The following is a 23,647-nucleotide window of genomic DNA, read 5'->3' on the forward strand; positions in this document are numbered from 1 at the left end:
TTACAAAACTTCACGTATCTCTATAAAAGCATAAAAAACCAGAGCTATACCAAGATTTAAGGGTCAACAGTCTCAGGTCTATTGACCATTGACTATTGACCCTTGACTAATCAACAAAATATGCGGATGGTGAGACTCGAACTCGCAAGGGCATAGCCCACACGCACCTCAAGCGTGCGCGTATACCAATTCCGCCACATCCGCACGGGTTGTCTAAAGATAGACTATAGCATAAGAAAATAATTATAGTAAGGTGATATCTAAAGTTATATTTCTCAAAAATATAAATTTCTTCAAGGTCGGTATCAGACTGACAGAAATTTGGCATCTGCACAAGTGATATTAAAAAGGGTAGAGCGACTGTGGGAGAAACGGTGCGATGGCGTATCGCAAAAACCCAGTTTGGTAAGCTAGCCAAGACTTACAGCAGCAATGTTGTTAGTGTAGTAAAACCCGTAGAGGCAGCAAGCCTGCAATATGCGAGTTTGCTTAGAGTCAGGGTGGCGAATCTCCTGTGATAATTTGAAATAATGCGGAAGCGTCGTTTCAAGTTGGATCAGAGAAAATGTGAATCTACTGGTAATGATATCGAAACTAAAAAATGAAGTTTGACAAAATATTAATTGCCAATCGGGGAGAAATCGCCCTTCGCATTCTCCGCGCCTGTGAAGAAATGGGAATTGCGACAGTCGCGGTTCACTCCACCGTTGACCGGAATGCTCTCCACGTCCAACTTGCTGATGAAGCAGTTTGCATTGGCGAACCTGCTAGCAGTAAAAGTTATTTGAATATTCCCAATATTATTGCTGCCGCATTGACGCGCAATGCGACTGCTATTCACCCAGGTTATGGCTTTTTGGCAGAAAATGCCCGGTTTGCGGAAATCTGTGCCGACCATCATATTGCTTTTATCGGCCCAACTCCAGAAGCTATCAAGCTGATGGGCGATAAATCCACTGCCAAAGAAACCATGCAAAAAGCTGGAGTCCCGACAGTACCAGGTAGTGAGGGGTTAGTAGAATCCGAGGAAGAAGGATTAAAATTTGCCAAGGAAATCGGCTATCCAGTGATGATTAAAGCCACAGCAGGTGGCGGTGGGCGAGGTATGCGCCTAGTCCGTTCTGAAGATGAATTTGTCAAACTTTTCTTGGCAGCGCAAGGGGAAGCAGGAGCAGCTTTTGGGAATTCTGGCGTTTACATCGAAAAATTTATTGAACGTCCCCGCCACATTGAATTTCAAATTTTGGCGGATAACTACGGTAATGTTATTCACTTGGGCGAACGGGATTGCTCAATTCAGCGCCGGAACCAAAAGTTACTAGAAGAAGCACCAAGTCCGGCTCTCGACCAAGACCTGCGTGAGAAAATGGGACAAGCTGCTGTCAAAGCTGCCCAATTCATTAATTACAGTGGGGCAGGTACTATTGAGTTTCTCTTGGATAGATCCGGTAAATTCTACTTTATGGAAATGAACACCCGGATTCAAGTAGAACATCCTGTAACAGAGATGGTTACTGGAATAGACTTGGTTGCCGAACAAATTCGGATTGCCCAAGGAGAAAGACTCAAGCTTTCTCAAGAGCAAGTAGTTTTGCGGGGCCATTCAATTGAGTGCCGAATCAACGCTGAAGACCCAGATCATGACTTTCGCCCTTCTCCTGGACGGATTAGTGGCTATCTCCCCCCTGGAGGCCCTGGTGTTAGGATTGATTCTCACGTTTACACCGATTACCAAATCCCGCCTTACTACGATTCCTTAATCGGCAAGTTAATTGTTTGGGCCCCAGACCGACCCACTGCTATTAACCGCATGAAACGCGCACTCCGGGAATGTGCAATTACTGGACTGCCTACCACTATTGGGTTTCATCAAAAAATCATGGAAACTCCACAATTTTTGCAGGGTAATGTCTATACAAATTTTGTCCAGGAGATGAACGGGTAAGGGACTGGGGATTGGCAATAGGGCAGGGAGAGGGGAGCAGAGGGGAAAGAGGTAATTTTTACTTCTCTCCGATTCCAAATGCCCCATTCCCAATCCCCAATTCCCTAATTCGCACGAGATATCATAGTCAGCAATCCTTGCTGACCTAGTAATATTTCTCTTAGCAGGCTGAAGATACCAACCCAAATAATAGGTGTAATGTCCACTCCGCCTATAGGTTGTACCAGTTTTCGCAATGGTACTAAAAATGGCTCGGTAGGCCAAGCTATTAAGTTAAAGGGCAAACGATTCAGATTCACTTGCGGATACCAAGTGAGAATGATCCGAAATATAAATAAAAATGTCATCACCCCTAACACAGGGCCAAGAATCCAAGCAGTCAGGTCAACACCAGTCATCGGTTTAAGGTACTATCTATCTGTAAAGAAAGTAAAACTTAGGCGAACGGCAAGCCGCGCTTCGCGAACGCCACAAAAACTTTAAGCTTTGTAAAGCACTCTCATCATCATTTTAACCAAATGCTGTGATTTTCTTCTGGAATAAAAAAGTAAACTCGCTTACAGCAGTTTCCAAGTTTAGCAGTTCCGAGTTAGAGGCTTCTCAAGAAAGTAATACACTATTAAAATTAGGATGAAGTGTGTAAAAAAAGGTTTAGAAGTATGACGCCTTCTTTAGCAAATTTTCTTTGGAGCCTGCTATGGGGTACTGCAATTGTTGTGATTCCCGTTACAGTTGGTCTAATTTTCATTAGCCAAAAAGATAAAATTCAGCGTTCATAATGCTTATGAGAGTTAATTTAACTCTCACAACCGATTGTCTGTCAGCTATTTATAATTGCGCTACAAGCAGCAGTATTTGCCGCTAGAAGCATTTGTAGCTAACAGACATAGGGTTTTTTAATTTTTCGGTGAACAGCTTCAGAGCTTCTTTGCCAGAGGCTTTGAAGCTTCAATATTTATCGTGCCTAATTACAGTAGTGATTTTAATTGTGACTCGCTAACATAGATTTGATATTGGGAAAACAGCAATGATAAATTTTGGGCTGAACTCAGCCAGTTTTCTGGCTCAGGTAAATTTTGGGGCAAATTCAGCCAGTATTCTAGGAATTTTCCTGGCTGTGGCTGGGGCAGCACTGTATTTTCTCCGCACTGTGCGTCCAGAATTGTCACGGGATCAAGATATCTTTTTTGCGGCAGTTGGTTTGCTCTGCGGCTTTATTCTCGTGTTTCAAGGATGGCGGCTAGACCCGATTCTGCAATTTGGTCAACTGCTTTTAGTTGGCACAACTGTGTTTTTTGCAGTTGAAAGTATTCGCCTGCGGAGTATAGCTACCCAGCAAGCAAAGCGCAACACTCCCATTGTGGACGATGAGCGAGAGGTAAGCAGAAACTATGAGTACAAAAATCGCAGAAACTATCAAGCTGAAATTGAAGACTTAGATCCATTACCTTATGAAGACGAGGAAGAACGCCCCGTGCGTGCGCGGATTCGGGGTAGCAGGGATGAGATTTCCACTCGTGATAACTACTACGAGGAGCAACCCCCCCGTCGTTCAGAACGCCGCAACAGCAGCAGCAGTAGTGAAAGACAGCCTCCAACTGACAGAACACGGCGGCGGACTTCTGGCCGTCCTGTGAATCGCCCTTCTGAAACCTCTGAAGATGAAAATTGGGGTTCATCTAGGCAAGTTGATGATTGGGAAAGTTCGGGTGGAGAAGTCAGAAAACCTTCTCGCCGTAATAATAACGGTTCTCAACGTCCAGAAAGCCGGGAAGATGATGTTGCTCCTAGACCAAGAAGGCGTCGTCCACCCACTGACTCAGCTTCTCGAAGACCACGTGAAGATGATGAGGCGATCCCAACTGATTATGTACCGTACAACCCGATTGAAAAGCCAAATCAGGGGCCAGATAATTCGACTGATTTTGATGACGATGTTTAAAACAGTTGGCGTGGAAATAGGTTTAAAGGCAACGGAAAACAGTTGAGGTGGAAAAATTTACGCCTACATTTTGGCTCCAAAGACCAATTCATTGGAGCCTGGTTTTTGGTTTAACAAGTTTGCTTGCATCTTGTGGTTCTAACAATATTCCCATAGGGCCTACTTCCCTCAACAGTCGCTACACCGAGGAGCAACCTGCTTTGAGTGGAAATGGGCGCTTTTTAGCTTTTGTATCTAATCGGAATGGTAATCAACAGCTATTGGTTTTCGATTTGGAGAGGCAACAGTTTATTGGCACACCGGGTATTAACCGAGCAGAGACAATTGCTGAAAGTCCTAGCTTGAGCTACACCGGGCGTTATATTGCTTATCTTACTAGTGACCAAGGTAGACCAGTAGTGGCGCTTTATGATCGCGCTACGCAACAGTCGCAAATCGTTACACCAACCTATCGCGGCTGGATCAGAAAACCAAATATCAGCCCAGATGGACGTTATGTTGTCTTTGAAAGCGCCAGTCGTGGTCAGTGGGATATTGAAGTCCTAGACCGAGGGCCAAATATTGAGTTAGATATTCCCAACGGTGCAACCGTAGGTTCACCTCCATAGAAGGCAGAGAGCAGGGAGATGAGGGAGAATAATTAATGCCCGCCCAATGCCCAATATATGAAACGTGTTTTTTTTATACCTGTATTTTTCTGCTTAAGTTTATTGACTGGATGTTTTGGCTACCCTCGCCTTTTGAGTTATCCCTTTGATCCGGGGGGTCGGAGTCTCAATAGTTTAGCGTCAGAATTAAACCCCCAAATTTCTGGGAGATACATTGTTTTTATTACTGACCGACGCGGTAGCCAAGACGTTTATATGTTTGATACGGTGACTCGTGATTTGGTTGATTTGTCAGGTTTAAATTCCTTTGATGCGATCGCAAATCATCCTAGCGTTTCACAAGATGGTCGTTATATTGTGTTTGCGGCTAGCCGCCAGGGGCGATCGGCTATTTTTCTCTACGAGCGGGAAACACGCCAATCACGAAATTTAACTAGTAACCTACAAGCTGAAGTCCGCAACCCTACAATTAGCGCTGATGGTAGCAGGATTGCTTTTGAGTCTAGTAACAACGGGCAGTGGGATGTTTTAGTATATGACCGTTATGGGCGACCGTTGAATATACCTCAAGAACCGCGTTGAAAAATGGGGAATGGGGAATGGGGACTGGTGACTGGTGACTGGGGAAGAATTCTTTTAATCACAATCCCTAATACCCAATCCTTAATACCCAATCCCTAATACCCAATCCCTAATACCCAATCCTTAATCCCTAATCCCTAGTCCCCAGTCCCTCTTCTTTCTGCACAGATTCAATGAGCGATCGCACTTGTTCTGTCCCCTCTGAAGGTTCAAAGGACAAGGGAAACTTACCTCGCAGGAGCATCCGCAAACCGAGGGGTGCAAGACTGAGTAATCCTTTTAAATCTTTAAAGTAGTTACCGACTACTTGTAAACCAAATTGACGTTCATCAATCCAACCACCTTCTTTAACTAAATCTATCAAAACTTTCCGGTGACGAATTGAGCGACTATCGCTAGCTTCTTTGTGCGTAAGAATTTCTTGTTTAACTTTGGTGATTTGTTCTAATGGTGCAACTTCCATTGGACAAACTGAATCGCAGTATAAACAACGGGTACAACCCCATACGCCTTTAGTACCTTCGTTGTACATTTCTAAACGATTTTCGGTATCACTATCGCGAGAATCCGCTACCATGCGGTAAGCCTTGGCAAGGGCATGGGGGCCAACAAAATCTGGATTCACTTCACGGGCGTTGCATTCGGAGTAACAAGCACCGCACATAATACAGTTACCAGTTTGATCGAGACGCGATCGCTCTTGTGGTGTTTGCAAAAACTCTCTTTCTGGTACTTGTCGTGCTGCTGTACTCACATAAGGAGCAACTGCCTCTAAATTATTCCAGAAACTGCTCATATCTACAACCAAATCTTTAATCACGGGCATATTGCCGAGAGGTGCGATCGTGATTTCAGGAATGACATTTACTTTACTTTGGGATGATGGTATTTGTTGTAATCTAGCAAGTTCACTGCCAACATTTTCCTTACAAGCTAAAGCCGAACGCCCATTAATTCGCATAGCACAGCTACCACAAATGGTATTACGGCAATTTTTGCGAAATGCCAACGTTCCATCTTGCTCCCACTTAATATGATTAAGGCAATCCAGGATTGTATTACCTGGTTCTGCCTCTACAAGATAGGTTTGCACAATAGGGGAGGAATTTTGTTGCTGTCGAATGACCTTAAAAATAACTTCCATGACTACTAACCAAAATTCTAAAATTGCTTCACCAGCCTTAACAATCATGAGTCAAGGCTGATAGTTACGAAAAGTGAGCTATACTTTTTTTGCCTTCAATTCAAAGCCTGGTGTTAATAGGCTGACGATTAAAGGGAAACTGATTCTAGTTTAAGGATAACCATTAAAATTTTACTTTTAGCAGCACTGTAGGCAAGATTTGTGTCAAATTCTGAGATAAAACGCCAAAAATGTAATGGTCGCTTGACATTGAATTTAGTCGTTTGAGAATGTAAAGGAAAGGGCTTTACTTAGAAAGGGACTCAGGTTTATCTTTGGTCTAGCGATCGTATCCAAGGTAAATGCAGTTACCGTTAGCAACAGGTCTTCATATCAACTTGAGTCAAGCAATCCTAGCTGGAAAATTCCGCCTTCGCTAACGCTTGACAGAATTTTTTGATTATATAGAAGTGTAAAAGCACATCTTCAATATATAGTAGTGGCAATTAAGTGCTAAGCGTATGTTAAGAGATTTATTCTTCCCATAGACAGACGTAGAAAATCCTCTGACCGCTTTTGAGCTTACAGTAATAAACCGAGGAAAAATCCTTACTACTTTCAAATAAAAGTCTCGCGCATCGAAGAATCCCGGATAGGCGAGACTTTGAGATTTTTGCAGCCTCTCAATCAAGAAAATCTTGGATTTAACTAATTGGTCAAAACTGCTCATCTAAATTAGATAAATTTTTATAATGCAATAAAGGGTTAGGAAAATCGTCACGGCTTTTTCCAACCTTTAAGTCCAGAAATTTAAATAAAAATTTACCAGCAACTTTAATTCAAAATTAAACAACTATTTTGCTATTATTAGTCCATGCTAGTATTTAATATAAAATTACGAACTCACAAAACCAGAATCAATAGCCGTATCAGCGCGGCTACTACTGCTTTGTTGATTCGTAATGTAGAGACAAGAAAATTCGCGTCTCTACTGGCAGGACAAAGGGCATAAGCCCGTAGGACTCTATTGAAATACTATGCTGTCCTAAGCTTGAGAGGATGAGTAGAGAAAACTCTACCTACTCATTAGCTCATTAGCGAGAAGGGCAAGCACTGAAAGTGAAAAACCTGCGATTTATTGGGTCTACGACTTATTTGGAGTAGAGCCAACCCCATTTGTAAAGGTGGCTGAAAGTTACACCGCTACAGTAGCGCCAAAAGAGAAAATAATTTCATTTCTGATGGCGAATAATGGTTAAAAGTGCCGTGAAATCAGCAAAATTAATTTCTATGGCAACTATGACCTCTAATTGGTTGTAGACAACCATAATATGAAGTGCTTTTGTCTCCTATCGGCAGTGATTCACCCCTAACACTAGAGTCCTAAGTAGCTCTATGCACATGCTAAAAAGCCAAATGCTGGCATGAGACTACATCGTTTATCAGCTTGGAGAGAGTAAGGAAAATTTGAGCATAATGACTGAAACTGCAACCGCGCCATTAACTGGAAAAGCACTACTTGCGAAAGTAAAAGAACTTTCCACTTTGCCACGCCGAGAAAGAGCCAAACAGTGCGGCTATTACACTGTTACTAAGAATAACCAGGTTCGTGTCAATCTCACAGATTTTTATGACGCTTTGCTATCGGCTAGAGGAATTCCTCTAAGTCCAGAAGCACCTAAAGATGGTCGTGGTCGTGAACCGACATACCGGGTTAGTGTCCATCAAAATGGTCAGATTGTGATTGGTGCCACATATACCAAAGCAATGGGCTTAAAGTCTGGAGATGAGTTTGAAATTAGGTTGGGATACAAGCATATTCACTTGATTCAACTTGGTGAAAGTGATAAAAAACTGACCTCACCAGATATAGACTCCGACGAATCGGACGAAGATTTGGAAGACGAAGAGTAAATTTGCTGATGGTAGGGATAAGTATCAGGTATGATAACTTGTCCTTACCTCAACAGCAAACTGGTAACTCTATTGAAAAAATTTTGTTCCAGATAAAAAATACGATTAGACCCCTTGCATAATTTGCCAAATTTAGTAGATTCTTGATAAATCAGCAAGAAATCTATAGTGCAAGAAGTCTATCGTGTTTTTTTTGATAACTTTTTTTGAGACTTCGGTCAACGCCTTACTAGCATTTATGCAAAATGCACCAGCACTAGTTATAGTGATGGCATTTTTTGCCTGCTGGATAGTTTTTTGGTTGCCAGTCGCAGCAGTATCAGCAATATTGCTCAATTGGCAACCCCCTAAACCTTTGCAGCCACAGCAAAAGATGCCGTTATTGCTGTCACTTTACCTATTAGCTCCCCTGATTCTGTGGGGAGTTAGTTGGCTTACCAATAAATCTTTTTCGGATTACGGCTTTGTTGGGAATCTTTCAAATTTTGGTTCTTTAGCATTAGGTTTCGCTTTGGGAGTGGTAAGCTTAACGATGGTATTTAGTGGGCAATTCGGATTAGGTTGGTGTTCTTTTGAAAAAACGAATTTCAAGTTACTATTACCCATCTTGCTACCGATTTTCTTGATAGCATTGTTAGTCGGTGGGATAGAAGAGTTAGTTTTTCGGGGTTTTCTGTTCACTGAATTAGCACAGGATTATCCAGTTTGGGTAGCAGCAGCAATTTCTAGCTTGATTTTTGCCTTGCTACATCTAGTTTGGGAGCAACGTGAAACTGCACCACAACTCCCAGGATTGTGGCTGATGGGAATGGTATTGGTGTTGGCACGTTTTGCCGATCACAACAATTTGGGTTTAGCTTGGGGACTACACGCAGGATGGGTATGGGCGATCGCAACCCTAGATACAGCAGAATTAATTACTTACACAGGTAAAGCCTCTGACTGGTTAACAGGTAAGAATAAAAAACCCCTAGCGGGTTTGGCGGGAATTATTTGTGTACTGGGAACTGGAATAAATATTTGGCTTTTCTCTAAGTATTTTTAATTTGGTGTTAAATGTCTTCTGGGGCTTGGTTAATTCATGCACAATGTAGTCTGTCAAGGAATAATTGACGAGTACATTCTCTCTCAGGAAGGCGATTTATCGCGTCTCTACATGAGGGCTTTCTGGCTTATCCCAATACGCTTGGGATAAAACTAAAACTGGATCTGACTTGTGTGTACACCGTAGCTCCGACTTGGAGAGGGATAGACTATAACTAAAAGTTCAAGACAGCAAATAGGTTCGTTGAATTCATGTTTCGTCAAAAGCTGAGAGCATTAAGGAACCCACCTACAACTATTGACTAACCTCCAAAGCCAGGAATTAAACGCTTGAGGGCACGATCGGTAACATCGCTATAGCGCAGTTCTCCACACATAATCTGACCCATGATTTTGGCAGCAGAGGGATGCTTAACACCAACTTTGTAGCCAATACTAGGAAACCGATAGAATGCTCCAGCTAATTTTTGTGCCCAAGCCATCTCAGTACCCCATTCTTCATTAATAGCTTCACTATATTTTTCTAAAGCGTTGATGTCACCAGAAAGGGCCTCATTAATGGCTCCTGCTGCAATCAAGCCACTAAAAATTGAAGGACGAATGCCTTCTGCTGTCATAGGATAAACTACACAAGCAGCTTCGCCAGCCAAAACAGCATTTTGGGTATGCAACTTTTGCTTTCCATCCCACAAGCAAAGGGGATAACCATACTTCTTGCTGGTTTTGATATCTAGATTAAACGATCGCGCGTATTCATCTAAAATCTTCTTAAAATCCTGGGGTTCGCCACCGCCAAACGTACCGATACCAATGGAATAACCATCCGCTTTCGGGAAGTTCCAAATGTAGCCATTTTTCACCAACCCCAACTCAATATGAATTGTGGATTTGTCTTTCACAGTGGTGGAAACCTCTGCTTCTAAAGCTGCTGCTAAACGGCGTTTACGTTCTTTGAAGCCTAGCCATTTTGCCATTAGCCCTTTAGCACCATCAGCCGCGATTAAGTAGCGACCTGTAATTGGCCCATTGGCTGTGTTAACTTGCCAATACTCACCTTTAAATTCAATACCCGTTACTTCAGTATTATCTCGCAGTTCAGCCCCTTGCTTCTGTGCTTGCTGCACTAGGAAATGGTCAAAAATATCTCGTCGCACCATCCAGACTGGTTCTTCTGTGGCGATTTTTGCTTCCACTGGGTCGCCTAATTTCCAGGTAAAGCGAAAGGAGTCAGCTTTTACAGAAATTGCTGGGCTAAAATCAAAGTCAAACCATTGAGCGATCGCTGGAGATACACCACCACCACAAGGCTTATATCTTGGTAAGGATTCTTTTTCTAATACTAATACTGAGCGACCCTGCTTGGCTAAATGATATGCAGCTGTTCCACCAGCTGGCCCAGCGCCGACGATGATGCAGTCATACATAAGGCTGAATTTTGGCTCCTGAATTAGTTGATTTTCTCTTGAGTCGGGGCACAATTCATTAATTGCCCCTACTTTAATTATTTATGTCTACTTACTTGTTTAATTTTTGTGAGATACCTAAAAAATGATAAAGGCTGAAGAATTTTACCATCATCCTTCAGCCTTTATGCTTCAGACTTTAGACTTTAAACAGTCGTAATGTCTTTTTCTTTTTCTGCCAAGAGTGCGTCTATTTTGGCTGTATACTCGTTTGTGAGTTTTTGCAAGTTGTCTTGTTGGTCTTTTGATTCATCTTTGGAGATTTCAGAGGCTTTCTCCTGCTTGCGAATCGAGTCTATGGCATCGCGGCGGATGTTGCGAATAGCAACACGACCCTCTTCAGCGTACTTAGTAGCCATTTTGACGAATTCTTTTCGGCGATCGCTTGTCAAAGGCGGAATATTCAGCCGAATTACAGAACCATCGTTGCTGGGGGTTAAACCCACATCTGAAAGAGAAATCGCCTTCTCAATAATGTTTAGGGTGTTGCGCTCGTATGGCTGAATTAGAATTGTCGATGCATCTGGCGTGCTAATATTTGCCAGTGATTTTAAGGGTGTAGGCGAACCGTAATAGTCCACTAATACCTTATCTAATAGACTCGCATTGGCGCGACCAGTGCGGATCGTGTTAAAAGCTCGTTGAGTTGACTCAACAGAACTTTGCATTTTGCTTTTCGCGTCAGCTAATATCACAAGAACCTCCCACAAGGGTACCGATGGATTCTCCCAATACTGCCCGGTGGATGTTACCTCGCACCGTTAGGTCAAATACCAGAATTGGGATATTATTTTCTTTACACAAGGCGATCGCAGTACTATCCATCACCCGCAAATCTTTGGCTAAAACGTGCGCGTAGGTAAGGCTATTGTAACGCTTGGCGTTAGGATAAATCTCAGGATCAGCATCATATACACCGTCTACTTTGGTGGCTTTAAAAATCACTTCCGCATCAATTTCTGCTGCTCTGAGTGCCGCAGTAGTATCAGTGGTAAAGAAGGGATTTCCAGAACCAGCCCCAAAAATTACCACCCGCCCTTTTTCAAGATGACGGATGGCACGACGACGGATATATGGTTCTGCTAATTCTTGCATGGCGATCGCAGTTTGCACCCGCGTCTGTACCCCTATGTGTTCTAGCGAATCTTGCAACGTCATGGCGTTCATTACCGTGGCAATCATCCCAATATAGTCAGCGGTTGCCCTGTCCATCCCCGCCGACGCTGCTTTCACGCCACGAAAAATATTGCCGCCGCCAACAACGATGGCCATTTGAACGCCAGTGGCTATCACCTCTGCTACCTCTTGAGCTATTCCTTTGACCACTTCTGGATCAATGCCATAGCCCATGTTGCCCATTAAGGCTTCACCGCTCAGTTTGAGTAAAACCCGTCGGTAATTCGTTCCCATGAAGTTACGCTTTATCAAAAAAGTTGCAATTGCCTCCAATTTAAGATAGCAGTTACAGGGACTATCTATGTCTAGTTACGCCAAATCAATGTAGTACCTACTGGTTCTGTTTGTGGTACATCTATTGCCTGACCAAGAAATAGAGAGGCGATCGCAGTTCTTAAATATTCTTCTCCCACTGCTGATGCATCTTGGGGATGATTGTCAATTTTGCCTTTGTAGCGGACTATACCATTGGCATCTATTAAAAAGGCCATTGGTGTTTTCGTAGCACCAAAACTTTGGGTTACATCTTGCGTCGAGTCCCACAGGTAAGGAAAGTTCAAATTGTGACGCTCGGCAAAAGCTTTCATATTTTCAAAGCTTGACCTAGTTTCATGATTACCATCACTACCATTCATCCCAATTAGTGTGAAGCCTTTGGGGGCAAATTTGGTTTGAATCTTTTTTAACCTGTCTATATACCACTCTACATAAGGACAGTGGTTACACATGGAAATAACGCCCACTGCTCGGAACTTCTCAAGATAACGCCTGAGATGGTGTACTTGACCGTCAATTCCTGGCAGTTCAAAATCGGGTGCATAGCTCCCGATGGGAGTATCGATTGTTTCTAGTATATTCATATTGTCTGGCTCGCAGAACTAGGAACAAGAAAAATGTTGTTAAATTCAGCGTCAGTTTCCAGTTGCAAACCACCCCTTAGCCGATGCCTCATATTCTGACAATGTTATAGACCAAAATAGCGATCGTAAATTGTGAATCTACTGAATCTAGCACTGATGCTAATTCACTCACATCTAAAAAAATGGCAAAAATATTACTCACATTATAGAAGTGATGATTCCTAATGCTGACATAATCTAAGTTGTGAGGAAATTACCTCTATCAACAAGATAAAAACTCTCTACCTGGATAAAACCATCAGCCTAGAAGCTTTTCTAGTGTATGTCTAAGTTATCACTAGACCAAATAATTTTATTTGAAAATCTGATAAATTTTATTCAAATTCAAAATAATTTTACTTACGCCTTGCTGCTGACGAGCTTTTACCCTTGTATTCATCAAATTTCCTATGACAACCTCAAGTTCAAAAACAGCATTTACCTCTACAAAAACCTGGATTTGGCAAGATTTCCCTATCTGCTATCAAACCCAAGGAACCACTGGGCCGCCTGTTGTCCTCGTGCATGGATTTGGCGCTTCTTGGTGGCATTGGCGGAAAAATATTCCCGTGTTAGCACAAAATTGCCGAGTTTATGCTATTGATTTGATTGGTTTTGGCGCTTCTGCAAAACCTCAACCTGGTGAAAAAATTACCTACACTCTAGAAACATGGGGACAACAAGTAGCAGATTTTTGCCGTGAAGTTGTCGGCGAACCTGCTTTTTTAGTTGGAAATTCTATTGGCTGTATTGTAGCCATGCAAGCAGCTGTTAGCAATCCAGATATTGCCTTGGGAGTTGCATTGCTCAACTGTTCTTTACGGTTGTTGCACGATCGCAAACGTATAACTTTACCTTGGACTCGTCGTGTCGGAGCGCCTTTACTGCAACGCTTGCTTTCTATCAAACCAGTTGGCGATTTCTTTTTCAATCAACTTGCCAAACCGAAAACAGTGCGGAAGATTTTACTAAAAGCTTATGCGAATCCTGAGATGGTGACAGATGAATTGGTGGATATTCTCACTTCACCCGCAAGCGATCCGGGGGCTGTAGCTGTTTTCCTTGCCTTTACTTCTTATTCTACAGGGCCTCTACCAGAAGACCTTTTACCGCTGCTACCTTGTCCTGCAATTATCTTGTGGGGAACGGCCGATCCGTGGGAACCAATTAAGTTAGGTAGAGAATTAGCTAATTTCCCACAGGTACAAAAGTTTATTCCTTTAGAAGGAGTTGGGCATTGTCCCCAAGATGAAGCACCAGAGTTAGTCAATCCGATTTTACTTGATTGGATTTGGGAGCGATCGCTGTTAATAGACTCGGGAAAATTGGAGGCATAATTTCCACTCAGCTACCGCCAAAGTTTTCAGAATGTAGATTAGTCATTTGTTCTGCTGAAACTAATGAGGGGGAAACAGAAAGGTAGATACTAGGCATATCATCTACCTTTCTTGGATCTGGGCAGTTGATTTAATTCATTATAAAGAACATAGGAGACTACACAAATTATCTCAAAACTTAATTTATATTGAGCGATTTTTATGAGCCTTCTACTCACCTTGCTTATTGCAAAGTTTAGATTACAAGACTACCCAGCCTTTAAGTTTTTTCAACTTAGAAAGAAAAACTGCATCCGTAAATCAGTCTCTGGATTAGCGACGCTAACAGTAGCGACGATAGCACTTTTTGCCACCTCGGTCTTTATAGCCGCGGTCATAGCCGCCGTCGAAGCCTCCGTCGAAGCCACCTATGAATTGTCCGCCGCATAAAAGCTGCTGTTCGTCTGTGGATAACTCCACAAGCAAATCAGACGTGATGATTTGATCTGACATAATTTTTTGCCTCACTTTTGTACAGTGCAAAAGAATGTCTAGTGCCTTGAGTTATACAGCAAAAGCTTTACTCATCAATTAGTCGAAACTATTTTGATCTGAAGTAAGAGGCGAGCATAAAGGTAGATGCTAAGGATAGCATCTACCTTTATTATCTCTAGGCTGTTGATTTCATGCCTTCAGGGAATATAAGAGACAAATAAAGCTCTTTCTCAAAATAAATTAAATTTTGAGCGAGTTATATTAGCTTCAATATCCCCCGCTAATTGCAAAGTTTAGCTAACTTTTTGGAGGGTAACAATGCCCCTGATGCGGAATCGATTTTCGCGACGATTTTCGCGACGATTTTCGCGACGATTTCGACCTAAAGGACCGGAAAGTCCATTGTCATCTGATTCATCGTCAGTGGATTCATTTATTTGTCCCCCAGTCAGAAGCTGTTGTTGTTCTGTGGATAGATCCACAAGCAAATCAGACATCATCATTTGAGTTGACATAAATTATTTACCTCACTTACTGGTATAGGTGCTAATCACCTATGTTTTTATTATTAACTATTTGATAAGCGAATAAATTACTCTTAGGTTAGAAAACATCCAGGCACATTTACTTCTTTTGGCTCATGAAACTATAAAACAAACTAACAACAATCTAAAAATTTTAACTAATAGAAATGTTGGCAAATAGTGTTATTTTGTTAACTAGTTTAAATGCCTAATTTTAAATAAATGCATATTGTATAAATAGCATTAATTACTTCAAGTACATGATTAATTAATGTATTTGAAGTAATTAAATACAAACAAGCTAGCTTTTAACTAAACAAAGGATTTAATTTCTCATAAAATTATTTAATTCATTTAGAAATAAAGAAAAATTTGGAACCCGAATTTTTGTAGAAAACCCTAGTGTCACTTTTGACAATATATATTTAGTCTTTTGAGAAGATACATCACCATTTGCAAGATTTAATGTATTGTCTGCCGTAGTTTGGATATTAGTTTGTTGGAGAAAAAAATTACTTTCAACTGGCATAGCTTCATCTGGTAGATTCGGGATTTGACCAGCAGCGAGGGTTTCCTGTTCTTTTTCAGACAAATCCCTGAACCATTTAGAATTTTGGGATTTGGTATTTTCAGACATAGTTTTATTTGCTCATACAGAGCCTAATTTTTACAGTGATAAAAACTTTAAATGCTCTCCTTGTTTAGATAGAAAAGTCTCTAGAGTTCCTTGTAGTTGCACTTGACCTTTATCTAGTAGCACGATCCAATCAGCGCGATTGATTACGCTGGGACGATGGGTAATCAAAATCGTAGTTTTGCCTTTTCGGTATTCCAAAAGCCGATCTAGTACGTGAGATTCGCTTACCGGATCGAGTCCGGCAGTCGCTTCGTCTAAAATCAGTATAGGTGGATTGGTGAGGATGCCTCTAGCGATCGCTAATCGTTGTCTTTGTCCACCAGAGAGATTTGCGCCAAATTCGCCTAAAACAGTTTGATAATTATTAGGAAGTTGACTGATAAAGCCGTCTGCATCAGCAATTTCACAAGCTTTAACAATTTCTTCAAAGGAAATATAAGGCGTTCCTAAGCGGAAATTATCTAAAATCGAGCGGCTCCAAAAGTGAGGCTCTTGAGGTACATAAATTACTTGTTGTCGCAGGCAATCAAGGGAAAGGTCTTGGATGTTAAAAAAACCAATGCGGATATTACCAGAGTTCGGCTGATATAAGCCTGCTATCAATTTTGCAAAAGTACTTTTACCACAACCTGACTGGCCAATTAAAGCAATCACCTTTCCTCCAGGTAACTTGAGAGAAAAATTCTCTATTAAGTCAACTCTGCCAGCATGGTGAAATTGGAGATCGGAACAACGAATGTCTGCATCATAAGAGATTTGTGCACTCGGTTTTTGACCGCTCCCGACTACTTCTGGTGTAGCATCGATAACTTCTAGAAGTCGAGAGATTGCTGTTTGGGAGTGAACATATTCATCCATTAAGCCAACTAACGAGTTAATTAAAGCTAAAACGTTAACCTGTAGGACATTAAAAGCCAGCATTTGACCTATGCTTAACTCCCCACCAATCACCAGGATGCTTCCTAGCCCTAGTAGAATAACGCCACCAATGGTGGAAATCAGTCTAGCAACGGTGCTGTTGATAATTCCGATTTGGATAGTACCAAAAGTGAGATTAGCAAGGCGACCAAAACGGCTTTGAAGTTCATCCCAAAATTGGGGAGCAGCATTTGTGGTTTTGACCACCTGCGCTCCCTTAAACGTTTCGACTAAAACGCCTTGATTTTCTGACCCCAAGACTAAGAGACTGCGTGTCCTTTGCTGGAGGATGGGTAAGAAAGGCAGGGTAGATACGGTCATTAAGAAGATGATGAAGATGACTACTAGCGTCAACCGCCAGCTATAAAACAGCATCAAGCAGAAAGAAATTACTGCAATAAAAAACTGACTAGGTAAAAGAACTACGATCTGTGATACCAACTGATTGATTTCGTTAATATCTCGCAGTCGGCTGATGATTTCGCCACTGCGGCGAGCTTCATAGTAATTCAAGGGCAATTGGAGAATTTTTCGCCCAAATTCCAAAACTAGCCCTAGTTGCAGCCGTTGACCAAAATGAGCAATCATGATGGATTGCAATACTTGCAGGGCACTGCTGAATAAGCTCATAACAATAACACCTAAAACCACAACAGTGAGCAACTGGGTATCGCCGCGCACAAGGACATCATCTGTCAGTAGTTGGATTAGGATTGGGGTACTTAGAGCGAGCAAACCCATGACAATGTTGATCATCAAAACCTGACTCAGCAATCCCCTATAAGGCAAGATCCGCATTAAAAAACGACCTAAGCCACCTTTTGCTTTTTCTTTTGGCTGTTTAAAAAAGCGATCTGGATCTGGCTCCAGTAAGAGCATTACGCCGTTCCAAGCTGCTGCTAACTCTTCTCGATTGACATAACGGATACCCACACCAGGATCGGCAATAACGTATTTTTTCCCCCGCTTGTCGTATAAAACAACCCAGTGGTGGCCCTGCCAATGAATAATCGCTGGCAAGTTTATTTCTGTGATTCTGTCTATGATGGCTGGTGACGCTTTAACTGCTCTGGCATTGAAACCCAGATTTTCAGACCCGCGTTTTAAACCCAGTAAAGTAGTTCCTAGTTGTCCAGTCCCTACCGCTTCTCGGCTGCGATTGATGCTTAAAAAATGTCCGTGATGCTTAGAAATTGTAGCTAGACAAGCTGCCCCACAGTCTTCTTCACTCAATTGTGAAACACACTGATAATTTTTATGGAATTTAAATAGATCAAACATGTTCACCGACCTATAAAATTGGTACACAAAGTTAGCAGAGCAATATTGAATTAAAAATCTGCCATTAATCGTGCTTTTTTGAGAATGAAATGAAGTATGGTTTCTTGGCGGGAAATAATATCTGCTCTACCCTCCATCCCGGACTTCAGATGACACTGGCGATCGCTTCTACCCAAATATGATTTTTGTGGTTGAATAGTTACCTGATAGGCGAGTACTTGGACTTGGCTCTGAGCTGCGATGGTTTTTACAGTTGGTACGGCATCTGGTGCAACTGTTTCGACGGTTCCTTTGAGAGTGCCATACTCTGGATAGGGACAGGCAGAAACCTGCATTTGAACTTTTTGTCCCGGTTTCACTTTGTCGATATCTTGATCTGGGACACGAGCTTTAATTAGTAAAGGTGCATTAAGAGGAGCAATCTGAGCGATCGCTTCACTGGGTTGCACGACCTGTCCTGGGTTGCGAAGATTCAATTGCAGCAGTGTTCCTTCGATTGGCGATCGAATTACACTCTTATTCAGATCGGTTTTTACTTGTTGTAGTTCTTTGCCAGTGCTAACGAGTTGCTTATGCAGTTCAAGGCGCTGCTGCAACAGAGTCTCTCTTTCTTTTTTCAAAGCGGCTAAGGTAGCCTCACCTCTTGCTTGTTCCTGCTTAATCCGTTCAGATGCCACGGTTACAAGAGCATTACTAGGATTGATCGCGGTTTTAGCCTTTTCTCGGTTTATTTGGGCGACCTTAAGAGCTTGTTCTTTTTCCTCTAGAAGACTTTGAGCGTTGGCTTTAGTTTGTTCTAGCTTCGCCTCAGCCGACTTAACCTCTTGTTCTTTTTCTTCAAACAGATTGCGAGGAACTGCTCCCGATACTACTATCGGCTGCAATCGCTCTCTTTGTAATTTGGCTAAGATCAAGGCTGCTTCTGCTTCTTGCACAGTTGCTCTTAAAAGTTTTTCTCGCTGTAATCGCTCTCTTTGCACCTTGGCTAAGGTCAAGGCTGCTTCTGCTTCTGTCATATCAGCTGTAGCTTTAATTTGCTGATCTTGATAGTTGCGTTGGGTACCACCTAACTCAGCTTGTGCAGCAATAAGCGTGCGGTTAATTAAGCTTGCCTGCGCCCCAATCTGGACATTCATTTCACGGAGTTGAGCATCAATTTGATTTAGTTGTAATTGACTCTGCTGAATACTGCTTTCTAATTGACTCTTTTGAGTTTGGAGTTGTGAATCATCAACATGAGCAATAGCTTGCCCTTTAGCCACCACCTGATTTTCTTGAACATCAATCTTTTGAACAGTTCCGCTCATAGCAGACTGAACAATTCGCTGTTCTCCAACAGGTCGGATACTTGCAGGGACTTTGACCGTGACATTGTAATTTAGAACCGATGTCAGACTCACAGCTACCACAAAAATACTCAGCAGAATTCCTCCTCCGAAGTTTGTCCATTTACCGATATGGGGGAGAAACTCGTTAACTTCAACTAAATGAAGCTGGTCTGGATTGGGTTCATTAAACCTATTCCAAGAAGATTCCCCTTCTGTGAGTAAGGATTTCACGGTATTGCACCTTTTGTTGTGAATGGATACACGAAAAAATGAGGCGAGCTAAAACTCAAGCCTGTTGCGTTGACACGAAGGCATCTTGCCGCAGGTATTGCTAAAGGTTACTCTTTGAGAATCACGCTAAATAAGGGGTTTACGGCTCATCCATTCAGGATGAAAAGCAAAGCAACGCCGCATTGCGAAATCCTGTAGCAAGGCTATGTACTAGGCAGGCTAAAAAGTGAAACGGTAACGTATGTTACTAACAGTGACAAACATCATGCTTTACGATGTTATATAATCAATTAAGGGGGGAGAGAAAGGTATGCGCAATGCGCTAAAATCACCTTCCTCATATTTCTAACGTGTGCAACGCGTTGAAAAAAACGGAGGAAAACGCTCAAACTCTCTCAAAGTCCTCACTTACGTTGAGCGAGTCATAATAGTCTCCTTCATCCCCCTTTTATTATTTATTCCCCAAAAATGTGATTATTTGATTTGACATGATTGTTAGCCTCACTTAGGCGAACCTAATTAAGAATCAGCATTCAGGAGATTGACTCGTGATGAAATTCTTCCTAACCTCTTGATTGGAAATATGGGGGTTATATAAAAGACAGTACATCTGTAGACAAAATATCTCTGAAAATCTGCGATCGCTTCTACATACTTAATGATAAGAAACTTTGAGTGGGGAAATTACTTAACACCATCACAATATCAAAGTTGACTGTGCTATTTGGGTAAACCGATCTTCATTCTTAACTATTTGAGAACCCTAATTTACCATTACTTGCTTAAATTTGCGAAGCGCTTTGACGTGACAACTTTTGCAGGTTACTTGTGGGAATAGTTAAAAGGATAAAGGGGTGGGCAAAACTGTGATTCTTATAGGAACAGATCCACTCAATCTGATGCAATAATTTGATGTGACATGATTGTTAGCCTCATTTATGTAGCTCTTTAATAAAAGATTCCAGAGGCTAACTCACTGATACAGTTTTCCCTAAGGGATTTAGCCAGATAATTGGGTTGTACAAAAGGGAAAATGACAGGAAAGCTCTGGAATCTAGGGCTGGTTCCAGCACCCAAGGAGGAGAAACCTTGAGCACCTATATTACTCAGCACTATCACGAAACAGGAGTTGGCGCTACCGTCTGAGAAATGGAATAGGTGACTCTGCATTATCAGTTATTCTGTTCAAAGTTGCACATTTTAAGTAGGGGAGTAGTAAAAAAACAAGTCTGATGAAAAAGATTCATTCTTCAGTCTTGAATGTTTAAGAATCTCCATTTACTATTCCCTGCTTAAATATGTATGGCGCTTTGATATGATATCTGATTTTTTGAGACACCTATGAGCTATAGTTACTATGCACCACCAGTTTCCTCGCCACCTAAATCACCAGTTTGCTCGCCACCAGTTTGCTCGCCACCAGTTGGATCGCCACCAGTTGGTGAAAGACCTAAGGCTCCAACACTTGTAGGAATGGTTCCACCCAAGCCCAAGAAATCTTGTGCAGCCGTATTGATGGCATTACTGGTGCCTACGGAGACGGAGCTGCTACCTTGGGGACCGGAATTGGTTTTTCCCAGTAAACCATTCCGTCTGTTACCGTAATTGCTGCCGCTTAACTCAAAGTCGGCACCACCGACTATTATCTGTTGTTGCTCATCAGATAACTCATTAAGCAACTCAGATGCAACTATTTGATGTGACATGATTGTTAGCCTCACTTACGAAATTAGGTATGTGACTACCTAAGACCCAACTATAGGCATTGTTTGTCATGATTTCATAAACCTGAAGACATAAAACCAAATTGTATTTTTGTTTCTTAAGGTAGATATAAAATCTTTGATTTTTTTTAGATATACCAATGCCATAGAGTAAGAATGATGAATATTCGCTATTTTTAAACTTATTTAAAGTATTTGAACATATATTGAAAGATTTTGCATATCTACAATCACTACTTTGACATTATGATTGGGGGATTATTAATAAGTTTTGCTTAAGTCTTTGCAAATAATACATAAGTAGTTGCTACAAATAGACAACCTTTTGTTACCAGAACAACTTTGTTCGTAACGAATGGACAATATCAAGTTTTTCAAGTGGAGCAACTAAGCTCAGTAAGTTTTAAAGCGGTAGAGTCTGCGGTAAAGCTAGAAAGAACGCCGCAATGCTTAAAACGTCGTTAACCGCTCAAAACTATTGGCAAATCCCTCAAAAACTTGGGTATTGTTTTAAACTCTAAGTTACTATAGTTAACTTTAAAAACTATGCTGACCCAAGATAAAAAACAACACAACTGGAAACCTATTATCAAAGCATTCGAGGTTGTCCTTGGCAAAAATGGTGTAGTGCAACGCCGCGAAGAACTTATTACTTATGAATGTGATGGTTTAACTGGCTATCGCCAACGCCCGGCTGTAGTGGTATTACCTAGAACAACAGAACAAGTTGCCCAAGTGGTAAAGATATGCAATCAATATTCTATCCCCTTCATCGCACGCGGTTCTGGCACTGGTCTATCTGGCGGTGCTTTACCAGTGGAAGACTCTGTTTTGATTGTCACTTCCTTAATGCGGCAAATCATCAGCATTGATTTGGAAAATCAACGCACAATTGTTCAACCAGGCGTGATTAATAGTTGGGTAACACAAGCCGTTAGTGGTGCTGGTTTTTACTACGCTCCTGACCCATCTAGCCAAATTATCTGCTCTATTGGGGGGAATATTGCTGAAAACTCTGGTGGCGTACATTGTCTTAAATATGGTGTCACCACTAACCACGTTTTAGGATTAAAAATTGTCACGCCAGAAGGAGAAATTGTCGATTTAGGCGGACAAATGCCTGAAATGCCTGGTTATGATTTAACGGGTGTGTTTGTTGGTTCTGAAGGCACTTTAGGAATTGCCACAGAAATTACTTTACGAATTCTCAAAAGTGCAGAATCAATTTGCGTGCTGTTGGCAGATTTTACCAGTATTGAAGCTGCCGGAGCAACTGTTTCTGATATCATCAGCGCTGGAATTATTCCTGGCGGTATGGAAATGATGGATAACTTCAGCATCAATGCAGTTGAAGATGTTGTTGCCACAAATTGTTATCCCCGTGATGCTACTGCTATTTTGCTAATCGAAATTGACGGGTTAGAAGTAGAAGTTGCAGGAAATAAGCAGCGAGTGACCGAAATTTGTAAAAAGAATGGGGCACGAAATGTCACTTCTGCTAGTGACCCAGAAACCAGATTGAAATTATGGAAAGGACGTAAAGCTGCTTTTGCTGCGGCTGGGCATTTAAGTCCAGATTATTATGTGCAAGATGGTGTAATTCCCCGGACTCAGTTGCCTTATGTTCTGCATGAGATTGAGGCATTAAGCGAACAATATGGTTATCGTGTTGCTAATGTATTTCATGCTGGAGATGGCAATCTTCATCCATTAATTCTTTATGATAATTCTGTACCTGGAGCATTGGAACAAGTAGAAGAAATGGGTGGAAAAATTCTCAAGCTTTGTGTCCAAGTTGGTGGCAGTATTTCTGGTGAACATGGTATTGGTGCGGAGAAAAAGTGCTATATGCCAGAGATGTTTAGCCCAGTTGATTTAGAAACTATGCAATGGGTACGGCAAGTTTTTAATCCTAAAGGGTTAGCAAATCCTGAAAAGATATTCCCCACGCCACGAACTTGTGGGGAGGCAGCAAATGCGTCTGCTGTCAAGCAATTTGAAGGTGTGGAAAGATTTTAAGAAGAAAGAATTCAGAATTCAGGAGTCAGGAGTTAAGAATTAGAAGTTATACCAATTTAATGTGAAGTTGCATATATCTTGATCCCCCTAAATCCCCCTTAAAAAGGGGGACTTTGATAGATGTTTTTCCGGTTCTCCCCTTATTAAGCTACGGTGTACACACAAGTTTGAAATAGTTGATTAAACAAGGTTTTACCCCACCCTAACCCTCCCCTTGGAAAGGGAAGGGAACTAGATTTTCTTATTTCCCCCCTTTCCAAGGGGAGATTAAGGGGGGTAATTAGACTTGTGTGTACACTGTAGCCTTATTAAGGGGGGCTAGGGGGGATCGAATTATATGCAGCTTCATAAAAAATTGGTATTAGGAGTAAGAATTAGAATTTGGAATTCTAATTTATTAGGTTTTGGTATCGTTAAGTATATTCATAACAAAAACTGCCTCCGTATGCTTTCAACTATTCTGAATTGTGACTTCTGA

Annotated in this window: 21 protein-coding genes and 1 tRNA gene; 9 read left to right on the plus strand and 13 right to left on the minus strand. The window is 41.7% G+C overall.

From position 1 onward, the window contains the following. Window positions 1-121: 121 nt before the first annotated feature. Window positions 122-204 (minus strand) — tRNA-Leu (locus tag G1O98_RS03365). Window positions 205-601: 397 nt separating this feature from the next. Between G1O98_RS03365 and accC the strand changes: the two genes are divergently transcribed. Next, complete coding sequence (accC, locus tag G1O98_RS03370; protein WP_114083791.1) at window positions 602-1,945, plus strand: acetyl-CoA carboxylase biotin carboxylase subunit; 1,344 nt, start codon at window positions 602-604, stop codon at window positions 1,943-1,945. Window positions 1,946-2,049: 104 nt separating this feature from the next. On the opposite strand, the gene G1O98_RS03375 is transcribed toward accC, so the two are convergent. After that, the gene (locus G1O98_RS03375; RefSeq protein WP_012412184.1) at window positions 2,050-2,343 is read right to left on the minus strand and encodes a YggT family protein; all 294 of its coding nucleotides are present in this window, start codon (window positions 2,341-2,343) and stop codon (window positions 2,050-2,052) included. 261 nt (window positions 2,344-2,604) lie between these two features. Here G1O98_RS03375 and G1O98_RS03380 point away from each other — a divergent pair, with 261 nt between their 5' ends. The 4 genes from G1O98_RS03380 to G1O98_RS03395 all read left to right on the plus strand — a co-directional run bounded on the left by G1O98_RS03380 (window position 2,605) and on the right by G1O98_RS03395 (window position 5,077). After that, a complete protein-coding gene (locus G1O98_RS03380) occupies window positions 2,605-2,724 on the plus strand; it encodes a photosystem II reaction center X protein (RefSeq protein ID WP_012412183.1) in 120 nt (39 codons plus the stop codon). Window positions 2,725-2,972: 248 nt separating this feature from the next. Continuing rightward, on the plus strand, window positions 2,973-3,887 hold the full coding sequence (locus G1O98_RS03385; protein WP_163927248.1) for a Ycf66 family protein: 915 nt from the start codon (window positions 2,973-2,975) through the stop codon (window positions 3,885-3,887). A gap of 47 nt (window positions 3,888-3,934) precedes the next feature. Beyond that, window positions 3,935-4,495 carry a PD40 domain-containing protein gene (locus G1O98_RS03390; protein ID WP_163927250.1) on the plus strand — a complete coding sequence of 187 codons (561 nt, stop codon included), beginning with the start codon at window positions 3,935-3,937 and terminating at the stop codon, window positions 4,493-4,495. 57 nt (window positions 4,496-4,552) lie between these two features. Continuing rightward, the gene (locus G1O98_RS03395) at window positions 4,553-5,077 is read left to right on the plus strand and encodes a PD40 domain-containing protein (protein WP_163927252.1); all 525 of its coding nucleotides are present in this window, start codon (window positions 4,553-4,555) and stop codon (window positions 5,075-5,077) included. Between the two features lie 130 nt (window positions 5,078-5,207). On the opposite strand, the gene G1O98_RS03400 is transcribed toward G1O98_RS03395, so the two are convergent. Continuing rightward, window positions 5,208-6,221, minus strand: a complete 1,014-nt coding sequence (locus tag G1O98_RS03400; protein WP_175586504.1) for a succinate dehydrogenase/fumarate reductase iron-sulfur subunit — start codon at window positions 6,219-6,221, stop codon at window positions 5,208-5,210. 1,455 nt (window positions 6,222-7,676) lie between these two features. On the opposite strand from G1O98_RS03400, the gene G1O98_RS03405 reads away from it, so the two are divergent. Together G1O98_RS03405 and G1O98_RS03410 are read left to right on the plus strand one after the other, a co-directional pair. Then, a complete protein-coding gene (locus G1O98_RS03405) occupies window positions 7,677-8,114 on the plus strand; it encodes an AbrB family transcriptional regulator (protein WP_012412178.1) in 438 nt (145 codons plus the stop codon). Between the two features lie 238 nt (window positions 8,115-8,352). After that, a complete protein-coding gene (locus G1O98_RS03410; protein ID WP_175586505.1) occupies window positions 8,353-9,159 on the plus strand; it encodes a CPBP family intramembrane glutamic endopeptidase in 807 nt (268 codons plus the stop codon). 301 nt (window positions 9,160-9,460) lie between these two features. Here the strand turns inward: G1O98_RS03410 and G1O98_RS03415 are convergent, their stop codons facing one another. The 4 genes from G1O98_RS03415 to G1O98_RS03430 all read right to left on the minus strand — a co-directional run bounded on the left by G1O98_RS03415 (window position 9,461) and on the right by G1O98_RS03430 (window position 12,657). After that, window positions 9,461-10,582: a geranylgeranyl reductase family protein gene (locus G1O98_RS03415; protein WP_163927255.1), complete on the minus strand. Its 1,122-nt coding sequence runs from the start codon at window positions 10,580-10,582 to the stop codon at window positions 9,461-9,463. Between the two features lie 185 nt (window positions 10,583-10,767). Continuing rightward, entirely contained in the window at window positions 10,768-11,316 is a 549-nt protein-coding gene (gene frr / locus G1O98_RS03420) for a ribosome recycling factor (protein ID WP_163927258.1), read from the minus strand. After that, on the minus strand, window positions 11,303-12,031 hold the full coding sequence (gene pyrH / locus G1O98_RS03425) for a UMP kinase (RefSeq protein ID WP_012412364.1): 729 nt from the start codon (window positions 12,029-12,031) through the stop codon (window positions 11,303-11,305). The genes frr and pyrH overlap by 14 nt, the downstream gene beginning before the upstream one ends. Before the next feature lie 71 nt (window positions 12,032-12,102). After that, on the minus strand, window positions 12,103-12,657 hold the full coding sequence (locus G1O98_RS03430; RefSeq protein WP_163927260.1) for a thioredoxin family protein: 555 nt from the start codon (window positions 12,655-12,657) through the stop codon (window positions 12,103-12,105). Window positions 12,658-13,106: 449 nt separating this feature from the next. On the opposite strand from G1O98_RS03430, the gene G1O98_RS03435 reads away from it, so the two are divergent. After that, the gene (locus G1O98_RS03435; RefSeq protein ID WP_163927262.1) at window positions 13,107-14,033 is read left to right on the plus strand and encodes an alpha/beta fold hydrolase; all 927 of its coding nucleotides are present in this window, start codon (window positions 13,107-13,109) and stop codon (window positions 14,031-14,033) included. 321 nt (window positions 14,034-14,354) lie between these two features. Here the strand turns inward: G1O98_RS03435 and G1O98_RS03440 are convergent, their stop codons facing one another. The 6 genes from G1O98_RS03440 to G1O98_RS03465 form a co-directional block, all read right to left on the minus strand. Continuing rightward, window positions 14,355-14,555, minus strand: coding sequence for a hypothetical protein (locus G1O98_RS03440; RefSeq protein ID WP_163927264.1), 201 nt, complete (start codon window positions 14,553-14,555; stop codon window positions 14,355-14,357). A 245-nt stretch (window positions 14,556-14,800) separates the two neighbouring features. Further along, the gene (locus tag G1O98_RS03445) at window positions 14,801-15,022 is read right to left on the minus strand and encodes a hypothetical protein (RefSeq protein ID WP_163927265.1); all 222 of its coding nucleotides are present in this window, start codon (window positions 15,020-15,022) and stop codon (window positions 14,801-14,803) included. A gap of 334 nt (window positions 15,023-15,356) precedes the next feature. Further along, complete coding sequence (locus G1O98_RS03450; RefSeq protein WP_163927267.1) at window positions 15,357-15,668, minus strand: hypothetical protein; 312 nt, start codon at window positions 15,666-15,668, stop codon at window positions 15,357-15,359. A 30-nt stretch (window positions 15,669-15,698) separates the two neighbouring features. Then, a complete protein-coding gene (locus G1O98_RS03455) occupies window positions 15,699-17,867 on the minus strand; it encodes a peptidase domain-containing ABC transporter (protein ID WP_163927269.1) in 2,169 nt (722 codons plus the stop codon). Window positions 17,868-17,917: 50 nt separating this feature from the next. After that, on the minus strand, window positions 17,918-19,426 hold the full coding sequence (locus G1O98_RS03460) for an HlyD family efflux transporter periplasmic adaptor subunit (RefSeq protein WP_163927271.1): 1,509 nt from the start codon (window positions 19,424-19,426) through the stop codon (window positions 17,918-17,920). Between the two features lie 1,355 nt (window positions 19,427-20,781). Further along, the gene (locus G1O98_RS03465; protein ID WP_175586496.1) at window positions 20,782-21,132 is read right to left on the minus strand and encodes a CTB family bacteriocin; all 351 of its coding nucleotides are present in this window, start codon (window positions 21,130-21,132) and stop codon (window positions 20,782-20,784) included. A gap of 564 nt (window positions 21,133-21,696) precedes the next feature. Between G1O98_RS03465 and glcD the strand changes: the two genes are divergently transcribed. After that, window positions 21,697-23,169, plus strand: coding sequence for a glycolate oxidase subunit GlcD (glcD, locus tag G1O98_RS03470; RefSeq protein WP_163927273.1), 1,473 nt, complete (start codon window positions 21,697-21,699; stop codon window positions 23,167-23,169). Window positions 23,170-23,647 lie beyond the last annotated feature (478 nt).

The sequence above is a fragment of the Nostoc sp. UIC 10630 genome, from assembly GCF_010747425.1.
Lineage (GTDB): Bacteria > Cyanobacteriota > Cyanobacteriia > Cyanobacteriales > Nostocaceae > Nostoc.

Excerpts from the sequence above, each read along its gene's own strand:
- accC (WP_114083791.1), top strand. The coding sequence starts at position 602 with ATGAAGTTTGACAAAATATTAATTGCCAATCGGGGAGAAATCGCCCTT.
- G1O98_RS03375 (WP_012412184.1), bottom strand. The coding sequence starts at position 2,343 with ATGACTGGTGTTGACCTGACTGCTTGGATTCTTGGCCCTGTGTTAGGG.
- G1O98_RS03380 (WP_012412183.1), top strand. The coding sequence starts at position 2,605 with ATGACGCCTTCTTTAGCAAATTTTCTTTGGAGCCTGCTATGGGGTACT.
- G1O98_RS03385 (WP_163927248.1), top strand. The coding sequence starts at position 2,973 with ATGATAAATTTTGGGCTGAACTCAGCCAGTTTTCTGGCTCAGGTAAAT.
- G1O98_RS03395 (WP_163927252.1), top strand. The coding sequence starts at position 4,553 with ATGAAACGTGTTTTTTTTATACCTGTATTTTTCTGCTTAAGTTTATTG.
- G1O98_RS03400 (WP_175586504.1), bottom strand. The coding sequence starts at position 6,221 with ATGGAAGTTATTTTTAAGGTCATTCGACAGCAACAAAATTCCTCCCCT.
- G1O98_RS03405 (WP_012412178.1), top strand. The coding sequence starts at position 7,677 with ATGACTGAAACTGCAACCGCGCCATTAACTGGAAAAGCACTACTTGCG.
- G1O98_RS03410 (WP_175586505.1), top strand. The coding sequence starts at position 8,353 with ATGCAAAATGCACCAGCACTAGTTATAGTGATGGCATTTTTTGCCTGC.
- G1O98_RS03415 (WP_163927255.1), bottom strand. The coding sequence starts at position 10,582 with ATGTATGACTGCATCATCGTCGGCGCTGGGCCAGCTGGTGGAACAGCT.
- pyrH (WP_012412364.1), bottom strand. The coding sequence starts at position 12,031 with ATGGGAACGAATTACCGACGGGTTTTACTCAAACTGAGCGGTGAAGCC.
- G1O98_RS03430 (WP_163927260.1), bottom strand. The coding sequence starts at position 12,657 with ATGAATATACTAGAAACAATCGATACTCCCATCGGGAGCTATGCACCC.
- G1O98_RS03435 (WP_163927262.1), top strand. The coding sequence starts at position 13,107 with ATGACAACCTCAAGTTCAAAAACAGCATTTACCTCTACAAAAACCTGG.
- G1O98_RS03445 (WP_163927265.1), bottom strand. The coding sequence starts at position 15,022 with ATGTCAACTCAAATGATGATGTCTGATTTGCTTGTGGATCTATCCACA.
- G1O98_RS03450 (WP_163927267.1), bottom strand. The coding sequence starts at position 15,668 with ATGTCTGAAAATACCAAATCCCAAAATTCTAAATGGTTCAGGGATTTG.
- G1O98_RS03455 (WP_163927269.1), bottom strand. The coding sequence starts at position 17,867 with ATGTTTGATCTATTTAAATTCCATAAAAATTATCAGTGTGTTTCACAA.
- G1O98_RS03465 (WP_175586496.1), bottom strand. The coding sequence starts at position 21,132 with ATGTCACATCAAATAGTTGCATCTGAGTTGCTTAATGAGTTATCTGAT.
- glcD (WP_163927273.1), top strand. The coding sequence starts at position 21,697 with ATGCTGACCCAAGATAAAAAACAACACAACTGGAAACCTATTATCAAA.